Source organism: Rhizobium sp. BR 315, from assembly GCF_050577975.1.
Taxonomy (GTDB): domain Bacteria; phylum Pseudomonadota; class Alphaproteobacteria; order Rhizobiales; family Rhizobiaceae; genus Rhizobium; species Rhizobium miluonense.
Genome location: NZ_JARWKZ010000048.1, coordinates 25,091 through 43,439, shown reverse-complemented (window position 1 = coordinate 43,439; position 18,349 = coordinate 25,091). Strand labels below are relative to the sequence as shown.

The window sequence follows — 18,349 nt, the reverse complement described above, 5'->3', positions numbered from 1 at the left end:
ACGCCCGACATGATGCGAAAGCGTCGATGCACCGCAGAACATCCGTTCGGCACCATCAAACGGATGATGGCAGGCGGACGTTTCCTGACCAGAAACCTCAAGGGCACCAGAACCGAAATGGCCCTCTCGGTGCTCGCCTACAACATCAGGCGCACCATAAACATAACATCAAAACCCGCATAGACCCAGAAACCAAAAGAGGCCCCGGTCAAACCGGAGCCTCCAAACGTTTCCACACAGGCTGGAAACGCCAGCCTTTTTATTCATGCCACTAAGGCAGCGCTAAATTATGCGCTTTCCTTCGGCGTCAGAACCTGGCGACCACGATACATGCCGGTCTTCAGGTCGATGTGGTGCGGACGACGCAGTTCGCCGGAGTTCTTGTCTTCGACGTAAGTCGCAGCCTTCAGGGCGTCAGCAGAGCGGCGCATACCGCGCTTGGACGGGCTCGTTTTTCTCTTCGGTACAGCCATTCTCGTTACTCCATGTACGGACGAAACATATCCACGGCCAGCAAGGCGGCCGAAACAGACATGCATCAATTTCGGAAATTGGCCGGGCTTATACATGGCTTGCAGGGCTTTGACCAGTCCCTTCCAGCATTTTTTGCCGACCGCGCCTGATTCAAGCCGAATCAAGCGCTCAGGCATCGTCCTCCGGCACGATCCATGCTTCCTTCAGTGCCGCCTCCTCCCATTTCTTCCAGGCAGGCAACGCCTTCATGGCCGCCATGTAAGCCTTTGCATCGGCGGAGACGGCGATGCCGTATCGTTCGAAGCGGCTGACGACCGGTGCGAACATCGCATCGGCGCCAGAAAAGGCCCCAAACAGGAAGGGGCCGCCGGAACGGGAACGCGCCTCGCGCCAGATGGTTTCGATGCGTGCGACATCCTTCGTGACATCCTCAGGCAGATCGGGACGGCTCACCGGACGGCGCATGTTCATCGGGCAGTTGGTGCGCAATGCGCTGAAGCCCGAAAGCATTTCCATGCTGTAGGACCGCGCTAAGGCTCGCGCCTGCCGATCCTCGGGCAGAAGACCAGCATCGGGGAACAGTTCGGCCACATATTCGATAATGGCGAGCGATTCCCAGATCTTGAAACCGCCATGGTCCAGCATCGGCACCTTTCCGGTCGGCGAAACCTCACGAATTTGCGGATTGCCGGCCGGAAAGTCGAAAGGAATCAATATTTCTTCGAAGGCGACGCCGCAGCCCTCAAGCGCGATCCACGGCCGAAACGACCAGGAGGAATAGTTCTTGTTGCCGATATAGAGGGTCAGCTTTTCCATAGTTCCCTTTTCCTTGTTAACTCCGGAATTCAAAGACGAGGAGCTCCTCGAAATGGTTCATGTCGCCGAACGTGCAGAAGGCAGGCGGCCGCAGCTCCAGAACTGGCACTTCGGCACGAAGCGCGGCCGCCGCCTCATCCAGCATCGCCTGCCAGCGCGGCAGAGCCTCGTCGGCCAGCCGCTCGATGGCATAGGCAAACGTAATATGGAAAGGATAGGCCTCATGATCGGGATGACGATAGCCGAGAAGATCCGCCAGCGCATTTCGCCAGGCGCGCATCGTCTTGCGATCCGCCTCGGTTGCTCCGTCGACCAGAAGGCCGCTCGGCCGCGCCTTCGTCACCGCCACCTTGAACGGATCGCGCATGGCAAAAGCCTTCAGCCGCTCGCCCATGACGTCAGTCATTTCGTCGATCGGCGCGTCGAGCGCAATGCCATCAGGCCAAAAGGGCAGGCTGCGACGATATTCGATGACGCCCTGGAACAGGGTCATATGTAGGCTGGAAATCGGCGTGAAGGCGAATTGCTTGGCCTCCGGCATGTCGAGATATTTCTGTCGCGCCGCAACAATCGCATGCTGCGTCTGCGAGCCTTCGGCTACGTGGCAGACGATCGTGTTGCCGGGCTCCGGCTGGAAGACGCCGGAGCGATCATAGCGCCTGCCGAAATGGGGCGGCGGCTCCGGATGCAGGCTCTTGGAATATTTGAGCAGCTCGGGCGAGAAAACGTCGAAATCCATGGGTGCGTCCGATCATCGTTGGCAGATCATCCGCCCATACGTCACGGCCAAGAATGCCAGATGACGATCAGCCGATCGAACGACAAGTTCTGATCTCAGTCATAAAGACATTTGATGTATGCGTCGGCATTCTGCGCGCGGCGCTGGATCAGCGATGCGAGCTGGCTGAGCCCCCGCCCCGGCTTGCCAGCGACACGATCGATCGGGTTCGGTAGCGAGACCGCAAGCAGGGCTGCCTGGCGGGCCGTCAGCTTGGAGGCCGGCACCTTGAAATGATAGCGCGCCGCCGCCTCGATGCCATAGATGCCTGGCCCCCATTCAGCGACATTGAGGTAGATCTCCATCATCCGGCGCTTCGACCAGGCGAAGGAGGCGGAAACCGCAAGCGGCAGCTCCAGCGTCTTGCGCACGAAGGAACGGCCGTTCCACAGGAACAGGTTCTTCACCGTCTGCATGGGGATCGTGCTGCCGCCGCGCGTGGATTTGCCGCGCAGTGTCTCCTGCACGAGCATCCGCATCTCGCCCCAATCGACGCCGCCGTGAAAGCAGAACTGCCCGTCCTCGGAAACCATCACCGATTTCACCAGCACCGGCGAGATATTCTCGAGCGGAACCCAGCGGCGATTATAGCCCTTAAAGGTAGCGGCATCTCCTAGCATCAAGGTGGAGATCGGGTGAATGAATGGCAGCAGGTAGAGGACGATGAGGAGATAGGGCAGCAGGAAAAGGCTGATCAGTGCGAGGACGATGCGTTGCCAAAGCGGCCTTTCCTTGAAGCGCGCAAACAGGGAGGACCGTTGCGGCACCTCGGCTTCCTCCTCATTGTCGGTCGATATGTCCAATTGCCGAAAGTCCACGGTCGCTCCATCCCGGGGCACTCTCAATGCATCCGGGAAACGCTCTGATGCTGCACTCGTCATACCGTCTACACGGAGTGATGACCAGAGTACGGCATGATTCCGCGCCCGGCTGTTGACAATTCTCGTTGCCAGCAACCGCCTCTCATGCCAAACAGCCGCCATGGACAGCACCTATTCCTCATTCGAGCACCGTCTCAAGGACAATGCCGGCAAGATCGAAGCCCTGCTGAACCGGCTTCTGGCCGACGCCAGCCTCGACGACGAAATCGTCCGCCCGGCCCGGCTGCTGAGCGCAATGCGCCATGGTGTGCTGAACGGCGGCAAGCGGTTGAGGCCCTTTCTCATCCTGGAATCCGCAGCCCTTCTCGGCGGCGACGCAGACGCAGCGCTCAGGATCGCCGCCGCGCTCGAATGCGTGCACTGCTATTCTCTCGTCCATGACGACCTACCTGCCATGGATGATGACAACCTGCGCCGCGGCCAGCCGACCGTGCATATCGCCTACGACTATGCGACGGCGATCCTGGCGGGCGACAGCCTGTTGACCTATGCCTTCGACATCATCGCGGCGCCCGAAACGCAACTGCCCGCCGACCGGAAAGTGGCGCTCGTGCTAGCGCTGTCACGGGCGGCCGGCATCGGCGGAATGGCCGGCGGCCAGGCGCTCGATCTTGCCGCAGAAAAGGAAACGCCTGACGAAAGCGGCATCACGACGCTGCAGGCGATGAAGACGGGCGCGCTGATCCGCTTTGCCTGCGAGGCCGGCGCCATCATCGCCGGCGCCTCAGACGAAGACCGCAAGTGCCTGCGGCTTTTCGGCGAAAAGACCGGCCTTGCCTTCCAGCTTGCCGATGATCTGCTCGACCTCACCGCCGATGCCGCCACCATGGGCAAGGCGACCGGCAAGGATGCTGCCCGCGGCAAGGGCACGCTCGTCGGCCTGCACGGCCGGGAATGGGCAGAGGCGACGGTTTCAAGGCTGGTGACCGAGGCCGGCGACCTGTTGTCCGGCTATGGCGACAAAGCGAACATCTTGATCGAGACGGCCCGGTTCGTGGCAAATCGCAGAAACTGAGCGCGCGCTGCGTCTTGGAGCGCTCCTTCACCCGGACCTCGCTCGACGCCAGCGAATGTCACCATGACAAGAATCTGCGCTCCGGAGGGTGATTTCCGTTTCGCTTTGTGAGAAGTTCCTGCGCTGAATTGGCCCGTAGACGCGGAATCCTTCGCGCCAACCAACGCCCCAGGAATGTTCCTCATGCGCGAAGCGCTTACCTACCTGCCGCAGATCCTGCCGGCCTATATCGCCTATATTATTGCCGTGGTCAGTCCCGGCCCGGCCATCATGGCTATTATCGGCACGTCGATGACCCACGGCCGCAAGGCCGGCATGACCTTCTCGCTCGGCATCTTCGGTGGCTCGCTGACATGGGCGATTGCCGCTGCCGCCGGCCTCGCCACGCTGCTGCAGACCTACGCGATGGCGCTGGAGCTCCTGAAGATCTTCGGCGGCATCTATCTGCTCTACCTCGCCTACAAGGCGTTTCGCGCCGTGCGCTCAAACGGAGAATTGACCGCCACCACAGAGGGGCCGAAAACGCCAAGCTTCAAGTCACTGATCCTGCGCGGCTACGGTATCCACGTCACCAATCCGAAGGCGATCTTCGCCTGGCTCGCCATCATCGCGCTCGGCATGCCGCAGGGCGCCCCCGCCTCGGTCGCGGTGCTGATCATCGTCGTCTGCTGCACCACCGGTTTCCTGGCGTTCATGGGCTATGCGGTCCTATTCTCCACGCCGCATGCGCTGAAGATCTACCGCGGTGCGCGTCGCTGGATCGAAGGCGCGATGGCCGGCTTCTATTGCTTCGCCGGCATCAAGCTGCTGACGAGCAATATCTAGAGCAATTCCAGGAAAGGTGGGCAGCGGTTTTCCGGCCGGAATTGCGTAAGAACCGCAATCCGGCAAGCGGCGGATCACTCCGCCGCGACGTTCTTCTGGCCGAACCGCTTTTCGATATAGTCGCTCACCAGCGCCTCGAAATCCGAAGCGATGTTCGGGCCACGCAGCGTCATGGCCTTCTGACCGTCGATGAAGACGGGAGCGGCGGGCGATTCGCCGGTGCCGGGCAGCGAGATGCCGATATCGGCATGCTTGCTCTCGCCAGGTCCGTTGACGATGCAGCCCATGACGGCGACGTTCAGTGCCTCGACGCCCGGATATTTCTCGCGCCAGACCGGCATGTTCTTGCGCAGATCATTCTGGATGTTCTGCGCCAGCTCCTGGAAGACGGTCGAGGTCGTGCGACCGCAGCCGGGACAAGCTGCAACAACCGGCACGAACTGACGGAAGCCCATGACCTGCAGCAGCTCCTGCGCCACCTGCACTTCGCGGGTACGGTCGCCATTCGGCTCCGGTGTCAGCGAGACGCGGACGGTATCGCCGATGCCGTGCTGCAGCACATAGCCCATGGCGGCGGATGAGGCGACGATGCCCTTCGAACCCATGCCCGCTTCGGTGAGGCCGAGATGCAGCGCATGGTCGGAACGCTCGGACAGCATGGAATAGACGGCGATCAGATCCTGCACCTGGCTGACCTTGGCCGACAGGATGATACGGTTGCGCGGCAGGCCGATTTCCTCGGCAAGATCGGCCGAGATCAGCGCCGACTGCACGATCGTCTCGCGCGTCACCTGGCGTGCCGACAGCGGCGAACCTTCGGCGGCATTTTTGTCCATCAGTGCGGTCAGGAGATCCTGATCGAGCGACCCCCAGTTGACGCCGATGCGCACCGGCTTGTCGTAGCGGATCGCCATCTCGATGATTTCGGCGAACTGCTTATCCTTCTTGTCCTTGAAGCCGACATTGCCGGGATTGATGCGGTATTTCGCCAGCGCTTCAGCGCAGGCCGGATGATCGGCCAGCAGCTTGTGGCCGATATAGTGGAAGTCGCCGATCAGCGGCACGTCCATGCCGAGACGGAGCAGCCGCTCGCGGATCTTCGGCACGGCGGCGGCGCTTTCATCGCGATCGACAGTGATGCGCACGAGTTCCGAACCGGCTTTGTAAAGGGCGGCGACCTGGGCGACGGTCGAATCGATATCGGCCGTATCGGTATTGGTCATGGACTGCACGACCACGGGGGCACCGCCGCCGACGATCACGCCGCCGACATCGACGGCAACGGAGGAACGGCGCGGTTTCGGATCGAAATCGGTGGCGGACGACATGGAAAGCTCTCGCAGGCCTCGGAAATGGGTACCTTTCAGGTGGATCACGAAACGGTCGTTGTCAACCGCTGCGGCAATCTCTTTTGATCGGACGGATCCACCCGCTAGCGGGTAAAAACGACGAAATTATTGCTCGCTCTCGCCGATGCCGTCAGCATAGCGCGCCAACGACGACAACGCCAACACGACAAGCAACAGCACCGGCAGCGCCATCAGGACCGGCGAGAAGCCAACATGCTCGGCGGCAAAGCCGATAGCCGACGGCGCGACCAGCATGCCGGAATAGCCAAGCGTGGTGACGACCGAAATGCCGATGCCGGGCTGCAGCCCCGGAATGTTGCCGGCAGCGGAAAAGGCAATCGGCACCATGTTGGAAATGCCGATGCCGCAAAGCGCAAAGCCGAGGATCGCAATCTCGGCATTCGGCGCCAGCGCCGCCATCAGCATACCGACGATGGCAAAGACCGTGCAGACGCGCAGCGTCCGGACTGCGCCCAGCCAATCGCGAACGAAATCGCCGGCGAAGCGCATGGTCGCCATGGTGGCCGAGAAGGCGGCGAAACCGAAACCCGAGAGCGCCACCGACGCGCCTTTTTCCTGACCGAGATAGAGCGCGCTCCAGTCGAGCACCGCGCCTTCCGGTACCATGCAGAACAGCGCCACAATGCCAAGCAGCCACGGCAGCGGGATCATCGGCAGCCGCGCCTTCGGCTTAGCCTCATCGGGATGCGGCTGGTCGCCGAGAACCATCGGCCAGGCAATAATCAGGAAGAGAACGGCAAGAACCGTCGAGGCCTCGGCATGGCCGAGAAAGCCCCAGCGAGAGATCAGCAAACCGCCGATCGCCGAACCCAACAGGCCGCCGAGGCTCCAGAAGGCGTGGCACGAGGACATGATCGCCCGGCGCATGGCCTTTTCGACCGAGACGGCATTGGCGTTCATCGCCACGTCCATGGCGCCGATGAAGCCACCGAAGAGGAAGAGTGCGACGGCCGCGGTCCATACGTTCGGCGCGAGCGTGAGGGCCAGAATCATCGGCAGCAGCAGCACCGCAAAGGCACGCACCACGACGCGCGAGCCACGCACGGCAATCTGCGCGCCGGCAAGCGGCATCATGACCAGCGAGCCAACGCCGAAGACTAGGATCATCAAACCGAGCTCGAATTTCGTGAGTTGCAGCCGCTCAGCGAATTCCGGAATTTTCGGTGCCCAGCAGCCGACCATGAAGCCGTTCAACAGGAACATCAACGAAACAGCTGCGCGCGGTTTTGTGAAAAATGCGCTCCGACGGGCCTCGAGTCCCTCAAATTTTGCCATTTCGTCCATGAAATTCCTCCAAATCGGCACCGCAGTCTATTTAAATCGATTGAAATCTCAACGATGGAAACAGGCAGGAACGGTCACATTTCATCTCCACCTGTTAAAGCGGAGGCAAAGGTGCCACAACCCCGAATAAATAAATCGTAACCGTACGGCATAGGCGAAAAGCCCTATTGACGATGAAAAACTAGGCTCCTATCGCTTGAAGCCTGAAAGATTCTTTGGCCCGCGCGCGTCGGGTTATCCCTTGGTGTTTCCGTGAAAAATTCCATCAGCTTTGGCATCCTACTTACGGTGTTTGCCTATATGATGTTCACTGCCCACGATTCGGCGGTGAAGCTGCTCGTCACCTCCATCCCGGTCTGGCAGGTCCTGTTCATCCGCAGTTGCACGATCCTTGCCGGCTGCTTCGTCTTCGAAGGACCGTCGCTCGCCCGTAAGGTGGCACGCTCGCCGATCATCAAGCCGATGATCGTGCGTAGCATTATCATCCTGATCGCCTGGATCTCCTACTATACGGCAGCCTCCTATCTGCAGCTTGCCGAGGTAACGACACTTTACTACGCCGCACCGATCGTCGGCACGATCCTTGCGACCATCGTGCTACGCGAAAAGGTCACCGTCGCGCGCTGGATGGCCGTCGGCGTCGGTTTCTGCGGCGTCGTGATCGCGTCCAATCCGGTGGGCCTGTCGATCTCCTGGCCGGTCTATCTGGCGCTGCAGGCAGCCGTCCTCTGGGCAAGCGGCATGGTGCTCTTGCGCAAGACCGCGCTGCACGAGAAGAGCCATATCCAGATGGCCGTCTCAAACATCCTGTTCATCATCCTGACCGCCGGCATGGCCATCGCCTACTGGCACACGCCGACCCCATTCCAGATCGTCCTGCTTCTGCTAACCGGCGTCATTGCCGGCACTGGCCAGCTCGCCCTCTTCGAAGGCATGCGCCAGGCGCCCGTCTCGGTGCTGGCGCCGTTCGAATATACCTCGCTCGTCTGGGCTTTTCTGCTCGGCTACCTGATCTGGGGCGATATTCCTGGCATCAACACCTTCATCGGCGCCATCCTCATCCTTAGCGCCGGCTTTATCATCATTATCAGCGAGCGGATGAAACGGCGCACGGCTACGGCTTGAAGTAAGCGGGAATAAATTCTATCGCTAGAGGTGTCGCTACTACGCCATTCGCGGCAAAGGCGCCGAAAAGCGTGCATGCTGTGCCAGAACTTCACGTCCTTCGGGAAGGCCGGAGATTAGGTGATGATCGACAAGTATTTTTCCTGGCCCCGTGAGCCGGTTGCGATTATCGCCATCGGCGATACCGGCGAGGCGCTTCTTCTCAGGGCAATTCTCGAAAGCCTTGGGGCTGCGGTTCTGCTGCATTTGCCGGGGACACCCGTCGATGTTCTAAAATGCCTGGGTCAGGGGGAAACCGCGCCGGAATATGTCATCCTGTCCGGCCACGGCGATGAGACGGGCTTCGTACTCGGGCAATTCGTCGAGGAAATCGACACGTCAGCCCTCGTCAAAGGGAGCCTGCCGCCCGCCAATCTCATGAACCGGATCAAGCTGCCAGGTAAGGTCGTCTTGAGTACGGCGTGCCTGACAGGCAACGAGGCCTTCGCACAGGCCTTTCTTTCCGGAGGCGCCCGCGCCTACATTGCGCCCGCCGAATACCCGGATGGCGCGGCCATCCCGCTCTTCGTGCATGGTTTTTTCTATCACCTCCTTGAAAAGCAGGTCGCCCTGGAGGAGGCCGTCAAACTGGCAAGTAATTTTGACGGCGACGAGCTGGCGATTGCCCTGTTTCAAGGAACCGGCGGCAAAGCTTCTGCGAGATCGTGAACGGCAGCTATCTGCGACGACCGGTCGTTGCCGCATAAGACGTGCATACACGACTGTTGCCGATATGATCTCGAAACCAACACTTCCCAGGCCAAAAGAACGGCTGGGTCAGTATTCGACAACCAATGACCGGATCCTGTTTATCATCCAGAGCAATTGGATCCCGGCGATAGCTCGCAATTCGCGCCCGCATTTCAGAGCGATTGGAAACACCGTTCTTAAGGCCAAAGGCTTCCCAGGCCAGAGACAGCGGCGCGATTGACGCGTGACCGAAAATGCCGCCGCCAACGATGAAGTTGTTTGGCGCATGCAGCTTGAAGAGGAATAGTTCGCCGGGCTGAAGCGCGCGAAACTGCGTCGTTCCGCTGGGTTGCCAGAAATTGACTTCGTCATGCGGAACAGAGGCGCTCAACTGATCGAACCAGGCCTTGTCCGTAACGCCGACGAAGAGACGGACCATGGTCTAGCCTCTCAGCTCGGCTGTGCTTTGAAGCGTCGACGTTCTGGCAATCCACATTGTCAGCGCCACAGCCCGAGAGCCAACTACTGCGGAGCGTAGCTTGCAGATCGTCGCCCTGTTCCTTTTCACTTCGGCGTTCCCCATGCGTCCTCCGTATCTCATGTCGCGAGCACCCGCCTGAGATCAGACAACAGCTTTTCGCGTCGGCCCTCCGAAAGTTTGGCCAAGTTGTCGACCTTCCAGCGCACCGCCGGCAAGTCCGCGGCTCCAGGCACTCCTAGCAAGTCCCACTCTGGCTCGCCGGCCTTGAAGGAGAGAAGAAAGCGCCGGTGCTCGGCAGGCATCTTGCCAACGACATCGGCGATTAGAGCTTCACGAGCATCGTACAACGCCTCCAGGGTCACGGGCTCTTCCGTCATGCCGGCAAACCCCGCGTCAAACTCGTGGCGTAAGTCTTTGCGCGTCGGCGCCAAGACCTCGCCCATCGGCCTGTTGTGGCTCAGGATGTAGACAATGAAGGCGCGCCGTAGCTCATCGGACATACCCTCATTCGCGAGCAGATCTCTGACATCGAACAGATCTCGCGGGTGCTGCCGATCCAAGACGGCGACGATCTTGCCTGCGTAGAGGTCCGGGAAGGACACAACAGGCACCGCGGCATAGCCGAAGAGCTCTTCGACCCGGTCGCAAACCGAGCGTGTCTCGGGAGAGTAGACGCAGCCACGAATGACAGGCGTCACCTCGATCTTGATCTGCACACCGTCGGAGGCAACCAGCACCTTTGTGGCTGCGCCTTCGCTGTGCAGCGGCACGACCTGGGTGCGGCTGCGTGGTACATTCTCCCCAATTCGAGCAGCGATCCGTCGTATGACGGCGTCGATATTGGCGAGAGAGGTCGCGCGATCCTCGAGCGGCAGATAGGTCAGATCGATATCGACCGACAGACGTGGAAGGTCTCAAACGAAAAGATTGATGGCGGTGCCACCCTTCAATGCAAAGACGTTCTCCTCTGCAACGAGCGGCAGAACTCGAACGAGGAGACTGACTTGTGCGCGATAGGCTTCAGACGCCGGCATCGAGTGTCTCCGGCACAGTGATTTGATACTTGCTGTCCAGCCGACCGCCGGCCACGATCTGGCGCTTGCCACGACCGAGGTCGATACGTTTGAGATCGAGCCGGCCGAACCATGGATGGGCGTGCCGCTCGGCGAACCACAGAAACAGCCGCTTCACTTTCACGCTCCGGCACGCTTCCAGCACGGCCTGAACCCGCTTTGGGCTTAGCGTGCGAACCGACTCCATTAGGACGTCCGCTTGATGGAACGTCTCCCGGGACGGGAGCAGGTCAAGAAGTTCGCAAAGCGCGCGCTCCGGCGCGGAGAGATCGAGCTCCCATCCCCAGTGTCCCCATGCGATACGTGTCCTTCCAGGTGCGTCGGCATCGAAGAGCTTGTCTGCCTTGTGTTCGACGAACTGAGCGTCGGTCGGTATTCGCTCGACCCAGCCAGGCAAGCTGACATAGGCATAGAGATGGATTCCTGGCTTGCCAGAAAAGCGGAGGTAGTGCGTCAGGCCTTGTAGCTCGAGGGCACTGCGGCCGCCGACGTGCACGGATTTGTCCAGAAGTCGCTGGAGCGAGATGATCACGCGCTGCCAGGCTATCGCCTGATCAAGGTTGCCGGTCGGTCGCTTATAGACGCCACGAACGACACCTTCGAGCCAGCCATGCGCCACGTATTTTTCCCGCCACTGCCGACGGTAGCCGTGTTTTTCCAGCCAAGCGGTGTCAACCACCAGCCCCTCGGGGAGCAGGCGATGAAGTTGGTTTATCTTTTCGTTCTTTCGACCTACCATTAGTGGTTGAAAATAGCATGAGTCTAAACCGAAGGACAAGTTCGGGGTTTCGCATTTTCGACCCATCAATAGTAGGAATAAAAACGCAACATTCAAACCAGAGAGGCGCAACGCTTCTGGAGGAGGAAATGGCCAAGCTGCCGAAATTGACGCTTACGCATAACGAGAAGAAAGATCGCTGGGATTTGACCAAAGACGGCGCGAGTCGTCCTACGGCGAGCTTCGGTACCAAATCCGATGCGACCAAAGGCGGCGCCCTCGAGAAGGCTGCCGGCAAGGATGGAGGATCGGTCAAGATCCAGAAGGTCGACGGTCAATTTCAAGAAGAGCGGACTTATCCGCGCGCTGCCGATCCCAAGAAATCGCCGGGCTAATTCGTATCCACCTCTCGGCACTTCAACGAAAGCAACCCGCATGCCTCGCACGATCGACGAAGTTATGGCCGATCTTCCACCGGCCCAGCAGGAAGAAATCGAGAGGCGGTATCACGCGTTGCGTCGAACCCCGCCGTTCCCGCAGCGCGACAAAGCGCCAGACGACCCGCCCGCGGCCAAAAGCATCGGACCTCGCCTGCCGCGCCATCAATAACCTATCGACACTTCCTTACTCTCGCCAGCCTACCACCGCGTGGGCGTGAAGCCGTGATCGTCATCGTCACCAAATAGGCGCTCCGCCTCGAAGCGATCCTCGATCGCCCGCGGAGACAAGCGAGACTCGCGCTGCGCCAAGTGCTCTGTGGTCCAAGCCAGAAACGCCGACAATCTGGGGCTCGGCTCGGCCGAAATCTCCTCGGTGAGCATAGCGATGAGACGACGCACGGCTTGAGACGAGACTCCCGCATATCGTCTAAAATCTCGCCGTCAGCCCTCTATCGGACATGCCGATAGCGCCATCGGTTTTCTCCGTTTTCGCTCCGCGCCCCTCTCTGCCAAATCTCCACTACGGTCATCAGCTGTAGGAGTGAAAAGCATGGCAATGGCAGACATAGCAAATTCAAGGATTCTGATCGTCGGCGGCAGTTCCGGAATGGGCTTGGCGCTGGCGAAGCAATCGCTTGCCGCCGGGGCGGAGGTCATCATCGCCGGGCGGAATGCGGACAGGCTCGGCCGTATCAGCACCGAACTGTCACATCCGGTGCTGTCGACGGTGGCGATAGACATTTCTCGGGAAGCTGAGGTAGCCGCCCTTTTCGATCGCATTGGCAAGGTCGACCACATCGTCAGCACCGCCGCCGACATCGAAGGAGCCTATGAACTCCTGCCCAACGTGGATTTGAAGGCCGCACAAAAGGTCGTGGACAGCAAATTCTTCGGGCCGTTGCTGCTGGCAAAATACGGCGCGCCAGCACTGTCGCCTTCTGGCTCCCTCACCTTCACCTCCGGCGTGGCGGCCTACCGGCCCTCGCCGCGCGGATCGGTCGTGGCCGCAGTCAATGCGGCACTGGAAGGGCTGGTACGCGCGCTTGCGGTCGAATTGGCGCCGATCCGCGTCAATGCCGTGTCGCCGGGCTGGGTCGACACACCGATCTGGACGTTCGTGGCCGGCGATAAAAGAAACGAAACCTTGGACGCCATGGCAAAACGGCTACCGGTCGGACGCGTCGGCCAGCCGGAGGATGTAGCCGACGCCATCGGCTACTTGATGGGCAACGGCTTTACGACGGGAACCGTACTGCATGTCGAGGGTGGGCATCGACTGATCTAGCCGGCGCAAAACCTTCGCTCGCAGCCGCCAACAGCAATTTCAGAGACGGCGGCTGCACGCGCCGGCGGCGCCAGATCATCACCAGCGGAACGGTTTGCGACGGCCCAGGCCAAGGCAGCTCGTTGATTTCGCCCCGATCAATGGCATCGACGACGCCGAGGCGCGGCACCAGTCCCATACCAGCACCCGCGGCAACCAATCGCACGATCGCGCCGATGCTGCCAGCTTCGGCGGCGAGCCTCGGCGGCGCCAGACCGGCTTCGACAAAGGCCTTGTCGAACATGTTGCGATAGACGCACCCAACCTCGGTTGCCAGGAAATTATTCGTGGCAAGCTCAGCCAGATCAGGCTTTCGCAAGTCGAAGGCGCCCCCCGTGGGTGTCACGAGAACCAGCACCTCCTTGCAAACCACGCGCTTGACGAAGCGCTCATCGAGACCGCCATTGTCGAAACAGAAGACGACATCGAGCTCGCCAGCCTCCAGTTTGCGCATCAGCTCGCCAGTTCCCGCAACCTTCAGCCTGAGCGCAATATCAGGATGCGCGCTCTGAAAGCCGGCTAACCATTCCGGCAGCCGGACGGCGGCGATGGTCTCAAGCGCGCCGATGTTGACCGAACCTGTCTTGGAACCGCCCGCAGCCGTGACGGCTATGCGCGCCTCATCAGCCAGCACGAGAATTTCTTCGGCATAGGAAACAAATACCTGACCGGCCTGCGTCAATTCCAAACCGTGCCGCGAACGGACGAAGAGCGCGGTGCCCAACTCGGCCTCCAACGTCTGCATCTGATCGCTGACGCTCGACTGCGCGAGATGAACCTCGTCGGCAGCGCGCGTGAAGCTTCTATTGTGGGCGACTGCCAGAAATGTCTTGAGGAGCCTCGGATGCATCAATCAATACCGTAACGATGTCGCGGCAGGCACCACGACGAGCGAGCGGAAAAAGACCACGCTCTCAACTGAAAGCTGCCACGCCGCGGCAACCCTCGTCAACAGGCGGTGGATCATCTCGCGCCTTCATCACCCGCTATGAGCTAATGCGCGATATCCGCTGCATCTTGAGAAAAATATTCGCAATTGCCCATTTATCTCGCAGTTTTCTACGCTTCCTCGATCCATTTTTTCTGCGATGTATGCAATATTGAATGAAACCGCTCCAGAAACGGAAGAAAACGATGAACTGGTTGAAGACTGTTGCCGCCGCCGCCCTCGTGCAGGCCGCGCTCCTGCTCCCCGCCCATGCCGGCGACAATCTCAAGGCGATCCAGGCCGCCGGCGCGCTGAAGGTCGGCACGGAAGGCACCTACGCGCCCTTCACCTATCATGACGAGAGCGGCAAGCTCACCGGTTTCGACGTCGAGATCGCCGAAGCCATCGCCGCCAAGCTCGGCGTCAAGGCACAGTTCCTGGAAGGCAAGTGGGACGGCCTGATCGCCGGCCTCGACGCCAACCGTTACGATACCGTCATCAACGAAGTCGGCGTCACCGATGCCCGCAAGAAGAAGTATGATTTTTCCGAGCCCTACATTGCCTCCAAGGCGGTGCTGATCGTCAAGGATGGCAACGCCGACATCAAGGATTTCGCTGATCTGAAGGGCAAGAAGGCCGCACAGTCGCTGACCAGCAACTTCGGCAAGCTCGCTGAACAGTCCGGCGCCACGCTCGTCGGCACCGACGGCTTCGACCAGTCGATCCAGCTGGTGCTGACCGGCCGCGCCGACGCCACCATCAACGACAGCCTTTCCTTCCTCGACTTCAAGAAGCATAAGCCCGACGCGCCGGTGAAGATCGTCGCCCAGCAGTCCAATGCCGATTATTCGGCCGTTATCATCCGCAAGGGTGAGCCGGAACTGCAGGCCGCTATCAACAAGGCGCTGACCGATATCAAGGCAGACGGCACCTATGCCAAGATCTCGCAGAAGTACTTCGGACAGGATGTTTCGAAGTAAGAAGGCATAGGCAGAGACATAAAACTGTGAAAAAGATGCGTCCGGGGTCACCTCCGGACGCATTCTTTTATCGAAAGGCTTCTCCGTGGAGCATTGGTTGCAACTGATGTCGGAGTCACTGGGCACGCTGCTTTGGGCAGGGCTCATCTTCACCATCCCGCTCACCCTGATCACCTTCATCCTCGGCATATTGCTGGGCCTGCTCACCGCCGTTACGCGCCTGTTCGGCCCGCCGCCGCTGGTCGCCGTCGCGCGCTTCTATGTCTGGGTGATCCGCGGTACGCCGTTGCTGGTGCAGCTCTTCGTCATCTTCTATGGCCTGCCGAGCCTCGGCATTCTGCTCGACGCATTTCCGGCCGCTGTCATCGGCTTCACGCTCAGCGTCGGCGCCTACACGTCGGAAATCATCCGTGCCGTCATCTCCTCCGTACCGAAGGGCCAGTGGGAAGCCGCCTATTCGATCGGCATGAACTGGCGCCAGGCGATGAGCCGCACCATCCTGCCGCAGGCAGCTCGCGTCGCCGTGCCGCCGCTGTCGAATACCTTCATCTCGCTGGTCAAGGATACCTCGCTCGCAGCCGCCATCACCGTGCCGGAGCTGTTCCAGGCCGCGCAGCGCATCGTGGCGACGACCTATGAACCGCTGATCCTCTATGTCGAGGCTGCCATTATCTATCTCGTGCTCAGCACTTTCCTCTCGACGCTGCAGGGCTACCTCGAGCGCCATTTCTCCCGCTCCGGCGGCACGCTGGAGGCACGCGCATGATCGAGCTGTCCCACATCGAAAAGCGCTTCGGCGACAACGTCATCCTCAAGGATATCAGCCTGATGATCCCAGAGGGCACGGTGACGGCGCTGGTCGGTCCATCCGGCGGCGGCAAGAGCACGCTGCTGCGCTGCATCAACCTGTTGGAAATCCCGACTGCCGGAACGATCAACATCGGCGGCGAGTCAGTCTCCTTTGCGCCGAACAAGCGCGTGGCCTGGCAGGATATCCAGAAGATCCGCCGGCAGACCGGCATGGTTTTCCAGAATTTCCAGCTCTTTCCGCATCGCACCGCCATCGAGAACGTCATGGAAGGCCTGACGACGGTGTTGCGCTGGCCGACTGAAAAGGCCCGCACCCGCGCCGTCGAACTGCTGACCAAGGTCGGTATGGCGCACAAGATGGATGCCTGGCCCTCGACGCTGTCGGGCGGCCAGCAGCAGCGCGTCGCCATCGCCCGGGCGCTTGCCCCCTCGCCCCGCGTCTTGCTCTGCGACGAGCCGACCTCTGCGCTCGATCCGGAACTGGCGGCGGAAGTGGTCGAGGTCCTCGGCAAGCTCGCCAATGAAGGCACCACCATGGTCATGGCAACGCACGACCTGCGCCTCGCCTCGAAGATTGCCAACAACGTGGTCTTCCTGGAAGCGGGCAGCATCGTCGAGACCGGTTCCTCGCGTAACGTCTTCTCCAACCCCTCTCAGGAGCGGACCAAGCAATTCATCTCGACGCTGAATGCCGGCCACAGCTACGACATCTAGGATTTCCCGGTAGACAAATCGCTGCTCCGGCGAATGGGCCGCGCATTGACCACGCGCGGCTTTCCGTCTAGCTCTAGTGCCCATGAACACGACATTGGTTCTCGTGGTGGTAGGAAGGCGCATGGGCAGGATGGTGTAACCATCCGGCGAAAGCATCCATGCGCGGTAAGCAGGCTCCTGACGGGGCCTTTTTTATTGCCCTGAAACTGGGCGGCGCCCGTCAGATTTTCCTCGACTTCCCACCCACACGACGGACAAGGCCATGACGCGCACAAAGAGCCGCATCGAAAGTTCATCCACACAAGCAATCGAAGACACGACAATCGAAAGAGCAGCCACACGGCCGCGGCTGACGACCCTCATCCTGCTTTCCGCCCTTGCCGTGCTGCCGGTCAACATGATCCTGCCGTCTCTGCCGAAGATTTCAGCGGCATTCCATGCCGATTTCGCCCTCGTGAACCTCTCGGTCGCCGGCTTCTCTTTCGTCACCGCCTCGCTTGAGGCCATCGGCGGCGCGATATCGGATCGCTTCGGCCGCAGGCCGGTCGTCCTGACGGCGCTTTCCATTTTTATCATCGCCTCGATCGGCTGCGTTCTCGCTCCTGATATCGGCACCTTTCTCGTCTTCCGCGCGATGCAGGCCTGCATCGGGCCGTGCTACTCCGTTGCGCTTGTCGTCATCAAGGAGACATCCGACGAGCGCGAAGCGGCCAGCAAATTCGGCTATCTCGCCATGGGATGGGCGCTTGCGCCCATGATTGGACCTCTGTTCGGCGGCTCACTGGACGAGTTTTTCGGCTGGCGCGCCAGCTTCATTGTCCTCGCAATCTTCGGTGTTGCCGCCTTCGTCCTGTCCATGCACGAATTGAAGGGATCGAGAGCGCCCGCGTCGGGTGCGCGCAGAAACTACGTTGCCTCCTACGCGCTGCTTTTGCGTTCGGCGCGTTTTTGGGCCTACACCCTCTGCATGGCCTGCTCGATGGGCGTGCTTTATGTCTTCCTCGGAGGAGCGCCGCTCACGATAGGCGATACGCTCGGCGGATCGAGCGCCAAGCTCGGCTTCTACATGGGCCTGATTCCCACCGGCTTCGTTCTGGGCAGCTACCTGGCCGGCCGCTACGGGGCAAGAATCCCGCTCGGCATGATCCTTGTCATCGCGCGGCTTCTCACCTGCATCGGCCTGACGACCGGCCTCGCTCTTTCGCTATTGGGCATGACACATGTTCTGGCGCTCTTCGGTCCTTGCATGTTCATCGGCCTCGGCAACGGGCTGACCATGCCGGCTGCCAACAGCGGCGCAATGTCGGTACGGCCGGACATGGTCGGAACAGCTGCTGGTCTGGCCGCCGCCATGAGGATATCAGGCGGCGCGCTGATAGGCTCCGTCGCCGGCCTGTTTCTCGCCCGATCGCCGACGATCCACGCTCTATTTACACTACTGCTGGTATCGGCAGTGCTCGCGCTACTGGCGGCCTTTTGGGCAGCCATCGCAGAGCGGCAGGCTCACACAACGAGATGAAGGCATCTTCGTCGCAAGGCCGGCTGTAACAGCGCGGCCTTGCGACGAAGACATTCCACATCCCA

General features: G+C 60.5%; 20 protein-coding genes and 1 pseudogene. 11 read left to right on the top strand and 10 right to left on the bottom strand.

Features of this window, described 5'->3' with window-relative positions; all coding sequences use genetic code 11:
• The coding region (locus QD409_RS28840) for a transposase (RefSeq protein WP_430764312.1) at window positions 1-183 on the top strand (183 nt) is incomplete at its 5' end.
• 104 nt (window positions 184-287) lie between these two features.
• On the opposite strand, the gene rpmF is transcribed toward QD409_RS28840, so the two are convergent.
• The 4 genes from rpmF to mtgA all read right to left on the bottom strand — a co-directional run bounded on the left by rpmF (window position 288) and on the right by mtgA (window position 2,949).
• Window positions 288-473 (bottom strand): 50S ribosomal protein L32, encoded by a 186-nt coding sequence (rpmF, locus tag QD409_RS28835; RefSeq protein ID WP_016556742.1) that lies wholly within the window; start codon window positions 471-473, stop codon window positions 288-290.
• A gap of 169 nt (window positions 474-642) precedes the next feature.
• Window positions 643-1,290 carry a glutathione S-transferase family protein gene (locus QD409_RS28830; RefSeq protein ID WP_092851804.1) on the bottom strand — a complete coding sequence of 216 codons (648 nt, stop codon included), beginning with the start codon at window positions 1,288-1,290 and terminating at the stop codon, window positions 643-645.
• Window positions 1,291-1,306: 16 nt separating this feature from the next.
• Window positions 1,307-2,029 carry a DUF1868 domain-containing protein gene (locus tag QD409_RS28825; RefSeq protein ID WP_092851798.1) on the bottom strand — a complete coding sequence of 241 codons (723 nt, stop codon included), beginning with the start codon at window positions 2,027-2,029 and terminating at the stop codon, window positions 1,307-1,309.
• A gap of 95 nt (window positions 2,030-2,124) precedes the next feature.
• A complete protein-coding gene (gene mtgA / locus QD409_RS28820; protein ID WP_430764311.1) occupies window positions 2,125-2,949 on the bottom strand; it encodes a monofunctional biosynthetic peptidoglycan transglycosylase in 825 nt (274 codons plus the stop codon).
• A gap of 100 nt (window positions 2,950-3,049) precedes the next feature.
• On the opposite strand from mtgA, the gene QD409_RS28815 reads away from it, so the two are divergent.
• Entirely contained in the window at window positions 3,050-3,964 is a 915-nt protein-coding gene (locus tag QD409_RS28815; RefSeq protein WP_430764310.1) for a polyprenyl synthetase family protein, read from the top strand.
• A 183-nt stretch (window positions 3,965-4,147) separates the two neighbouring features.
• A complete protein-coding gene (locus tag QD409_RS28810; protein WP_430764309.1) occupies window positions 4,148-4,789 on the top strand; it encodes a LysE family translocator in 642 nt (213 codons plus the stop codon).
• Between the two features lie 74 nt (window positions 4,790-4,863).
• Here QD409_RS28810 and ispG read toward each other — a convergent pair whose 3' ends face one another.
• The gene (gene ispG / locus QD409_RS28805) at window positions 4,864-6,117 is read right to left on the bottom strand and encodes a flavodoxin-dependent (E)-4-hydroxy-3-methylbut-2-enyl-diphosphate synthase (protein WP_430764308.1); all 1,254 of its coding nucleotides are present in this window, start codon (window positions 6,115-6,117) and stop codon (window positions 4,864-4,866) included.
• A 126-nt stretch (window positions 6,118-6,243) separates the two neighbouring features.
• Window positions 6,244-7,443 (bottom strand): MFS transporter, encoded by a 1,200-nt coding sequence (locus QD409_RS28800; protein WP_430764307.1) that lies wholly within the window; start codon window positions 7,441-7,443, stop codon window positions 6,244-6,246.
• Between the two features lie 252 nt (window positions 7,444-7,695).
• Here QD409_RS28800 and QD409_RS28795 point away from each other — a divergent pair, with 252 nt between their 5' ends.
• Window positions 7,696-8,568, top strand: a complete 873-nt coding sequence (locus tag QD409_RS28795) for a DMT family transporter (protein ID WP_430764306.1) — start codon at window positions 7,696-7,698, stop codon at window positions 8,566-8,568.
• Window positions 8,569-8,691: 123 nt separating this feature from the next.
• Entirely contained in the window at window positions 8,692-9,276 is a 585-nt protein-coding gene (locus tag QD409_RS28790; protein WP_430764305.1) for a hypothetical protein, read from the top strand.
• A gap of 7 nt (window positions 9,277-9,283) precedes the next feature.
• Here the strand turns inward: QD409_RS28790 and QD409_RS28785 are convergent, their stop codons facing one another.
• The 3 genes and pseudogenes from QD409_RS28785 to QD409_RS28775 all read right to left on the bottom strand — a co-directional run bounded on the left by QD409_RS28785 (window position 9,284) and on the right by QD409_RS28775 (window position 11,590).
• Window positions 9,284-9,736 carry a hypothetical protein gene (locus QD409_RS28785; protein ID WP_430764304.1) on the bottom strand — a complete coding sequence of 151 codons (453 nt, stop codon included), beginning with the start codon at window positions 9,734-9,736 and terminating at the stop codon, window positions 9,284-9,286.
• A gap of 158 nt (window positions 9,737-9,894) precedes the next feature.
• A pseudogene (locus tag QD409_RS28780) lies at window positions 9,895-10,812 on the bottom strand (nucleotidyl transferase AbiEii/AbiGii toxin family protein).
• Entirely contained in the window at window positions 10,799-11,590 is a 792-nt protein-coding gene (locus tag QD409_RS28775) for a type IV toxin-antitoxin system AbiEi family antitoxin domain-containing protein (RefSeq protein ID WP_430764303.1), read from the bottom strand. Before QD409_RS28775 ends, QD409_RS28780 begins: the two are co-directional and overlap by 14 nt.
• A 128-nt stretch (window positions 11,591-11,718) precedes the next feature.
• On the opposite strand from QD409_RS28775, the gene QD409_RS28770 reads away from it, so the two are divergent.
• Both QD409_RS28770 and QD409_RS28765 read left to right on the top strand, forming a co-directional pair.
• Window positions 11,719-11,964: a DUF2188 domain-containing protein gene (locus QD409_RS28770; protein ID WP_430764302.1), complete on the top strand. Its 246-nt coding sequence runs from the start codon at window positions 11,719-11,721 to the stop codon at window positions 11,962-11,964.
• A gap of 595 nt (window positions 11,965-12,559) precedes the next feature.
• Window positions 12,560-13,294 carry an SDR family oxidoreductase gene (locus tag QD409_RS28765; protein ID WP_430764301.1) on the top strand — a complete coding sequence of 245 codons (735 nt, stop codon included), beginning with the start codon at window positions 12,560-12,562 and terminating at the stop codon, window positions 13,292-13,294.
• Here QD409_RS28765 and QD409_RS28760 read toward each other — a convergent pair.
• Window positions 13,245-14,183 (bottom strand): LysR family transcriptional regulator, encoded by a 939-nt coding sequence (locus QD409_RS28760; RefSeq protein ID WP_430764300.1) that lies wholly within the window; start codon window positions 14,181-14,183, stop codon window positions 13,245-13,247. The two genes, QD409_RS28765 and QD409_RS28760, sit on opposite strands and share 50 nt — an antisense overlap.
• A gap of 284 nt (window positions 14,184-14,467) precedes the next feature.
• Between QD409_RS28760 and QD409_RS28755 the strand changes: the two genes are divergently transcribed.
• The 4 genes from QD409_RS28755 (at window position 14,468) to QD409_RS28740 (ending at window position 18,284) form a co-directional block, all read left to right on the top strand.
• Window positions 14,468-15,241 carry an amino acid ABC transporter substrate-binding protein gene (locus QD409_RS28755; RefSeq protein WP_430764299.1) on the top strand — a complete coding sequence of 258 codons (774 nt, stop codon included), beginning with the start codon at window positions 14,468-14,470 and terminating at the stop codon, window positions 15,239-15,241.
• 85 nt (window positions 15,242-15,326) lie between these two features.
• Window positions 15,327-16,007 (top strand): amino acid ABC transporter permease, encoded by a 681-nt coding sequence (locus QD409_RS28750; RefSeq protein ID WP_092851776.1) that lies wholly within the window; start codon window positions 15,327-15,329, stop codon window positions 16,005-16,007.
• Entirely contained in the window at window positions 16,004-16,765 is a 762-nt protein-coding gene (locus QD409_RS28745) for an amino acid ABC transporter ATP-binding protein (RefSeq protein ID WP_430764298.1), read from the top strand. The genes QD409_RS28750 and QD409_RS28745 overlap by 4 nt, the downstream gene beginning before the upstream one ends.
• A gap of 262 nt (window positions 16,766-17,027) precedes the next feature.
• Entirely contained in the window at window positions 17,028-18,284 is a 1,257-nt protein-coding gene (locus QD409_RS28740) for a multidrug effflux MFS transporter (RefSeq protein WP_430764297.1), read from the top strand.
• Window positions 18,285-18,349: the final 65 nt, after the last annotated feature.

Excerpts from the sequence above, each read along its gene's own strand:
- rpmF (WP_016556742.1), bottom strand. The coding sequence starts at position 473 with ATGGCTGTACCGAAGAGAAAAACGAGCCCGTCCAAGCGCGGTATGCGC.
- QD409_RS28830 (WP_092851804.1), bottom strand. The coding sequence starts at position 1,290 with ATGGAAAAGCTGACCCTCTATATCGGCAACAAGAACTATTCCTCCTGG.
- QD409_RS28825 (WP_092851798.1), bottom strand. The coding sequence starts at position 2,029 with ATGGATTTCGACGTTTTCTCGCCCGAGCTGCTCAAATATTCCAAGAGC.
- mtgA (WP_430764311.1), bottom strand. The coding sequence starts at position 2,949 with ATGACGAGTGCAGCATCAGAGCGTTTCCCGGATGCATTGAGAGTGCCC.
- QD409_RS28815 (WP_430764310.1), top strand. The coding sequence starts at position 3,050 with ATGGACAGCACCTATTCCTCATTCGAGCACCGTCTCAAGGACAATGCC.
- QD409_RS28810 (WP_430764309.1), top strand. The coding sequence starts at position 4,148 with ATGCGCGAAGCGCTTACCTACCTGCCGCAGATCCTGCCGGCCTATATC.
- ispG (WP_430764308.1), bottom strand. The coding sequence starts at position 6,117 with ATGTCGTCCGCCACCGATTTCGATCCGAAACCGCGCCGTTCCTCCGTT.
- QD409_RS28800 (WP_430764307.1), bottom strand. The coding sequence starts at position 7,443 with ATGGACGAAATGGCAAAATTTGAGGGACTCGAGGCCCGTCGGAGCGCA.
- QD409_RS28790 (WP_430764305.1), top strand. The coding sequence starts at position 8,692 with ATGATCGACAAGTATTTTTCCTGGCCCCGTGAGCCGGTTGCGATTATC.
- QD409_RS28785 (WP_430764304.1), bottom strand. The coding sequence starts at position 9,736 with ATGGTCCGTCTCTTCGTCGGCGTTACGGACAAGGCCTGGTTCGATCAG.
- QD409_RS28775 (WP_430764303.1), bottom strand. The coding sequence starts at position 11,590 with ATGGTAGGTCGAAAGAACGAAAAGATAAACCAACTTCATCGCCTGCTC.
- QD409_RS28770 (WP_430764302.1), top strand. The coding sequence starts at position 11,719 with ATGGCCAAGCTGCCGAAATTGACGCTTACGCATAACGAGAAGAAAGAT.
- QD409_RS28765 (WP_430764301.1), top strand. The coding sequence starts at position 12,560 with ATGGCAATGGCAGACATAGCAAATTCAAGGATTCTGATCGTCGGCGGC.
- QD409_RS28760 (WP_430764300.1), bottom strand. The coding sequence starts at position 14,183 with ATGCATCCGAGGCTCCTCAAGACATTTCTGGCAGTCGCCCACAATAGA.
- QD409_RS28755 (WP_430764299.1), top strand. The coding sequence starts at position 14,468 with ATGAACTGGTTGAAGACTGTTGCCGCCGCCGCCCTCGTGCAGGCCGCG.
- QD409_RS28745 (WP_430764298.1), top strand. The coding sequence starts at position 16,004 with ATGATCGAGCTGTCCCACATCGAAAAGCGCTTCGGCGACAACGTCATC.
- QD409_RS28740 (WP_430764297.1), top strand. The coding sequence starts at position 17,028 with ATGACGCGCACAAAGAGCCGCATCGAAAGTTCATCCACACAAGCAATC.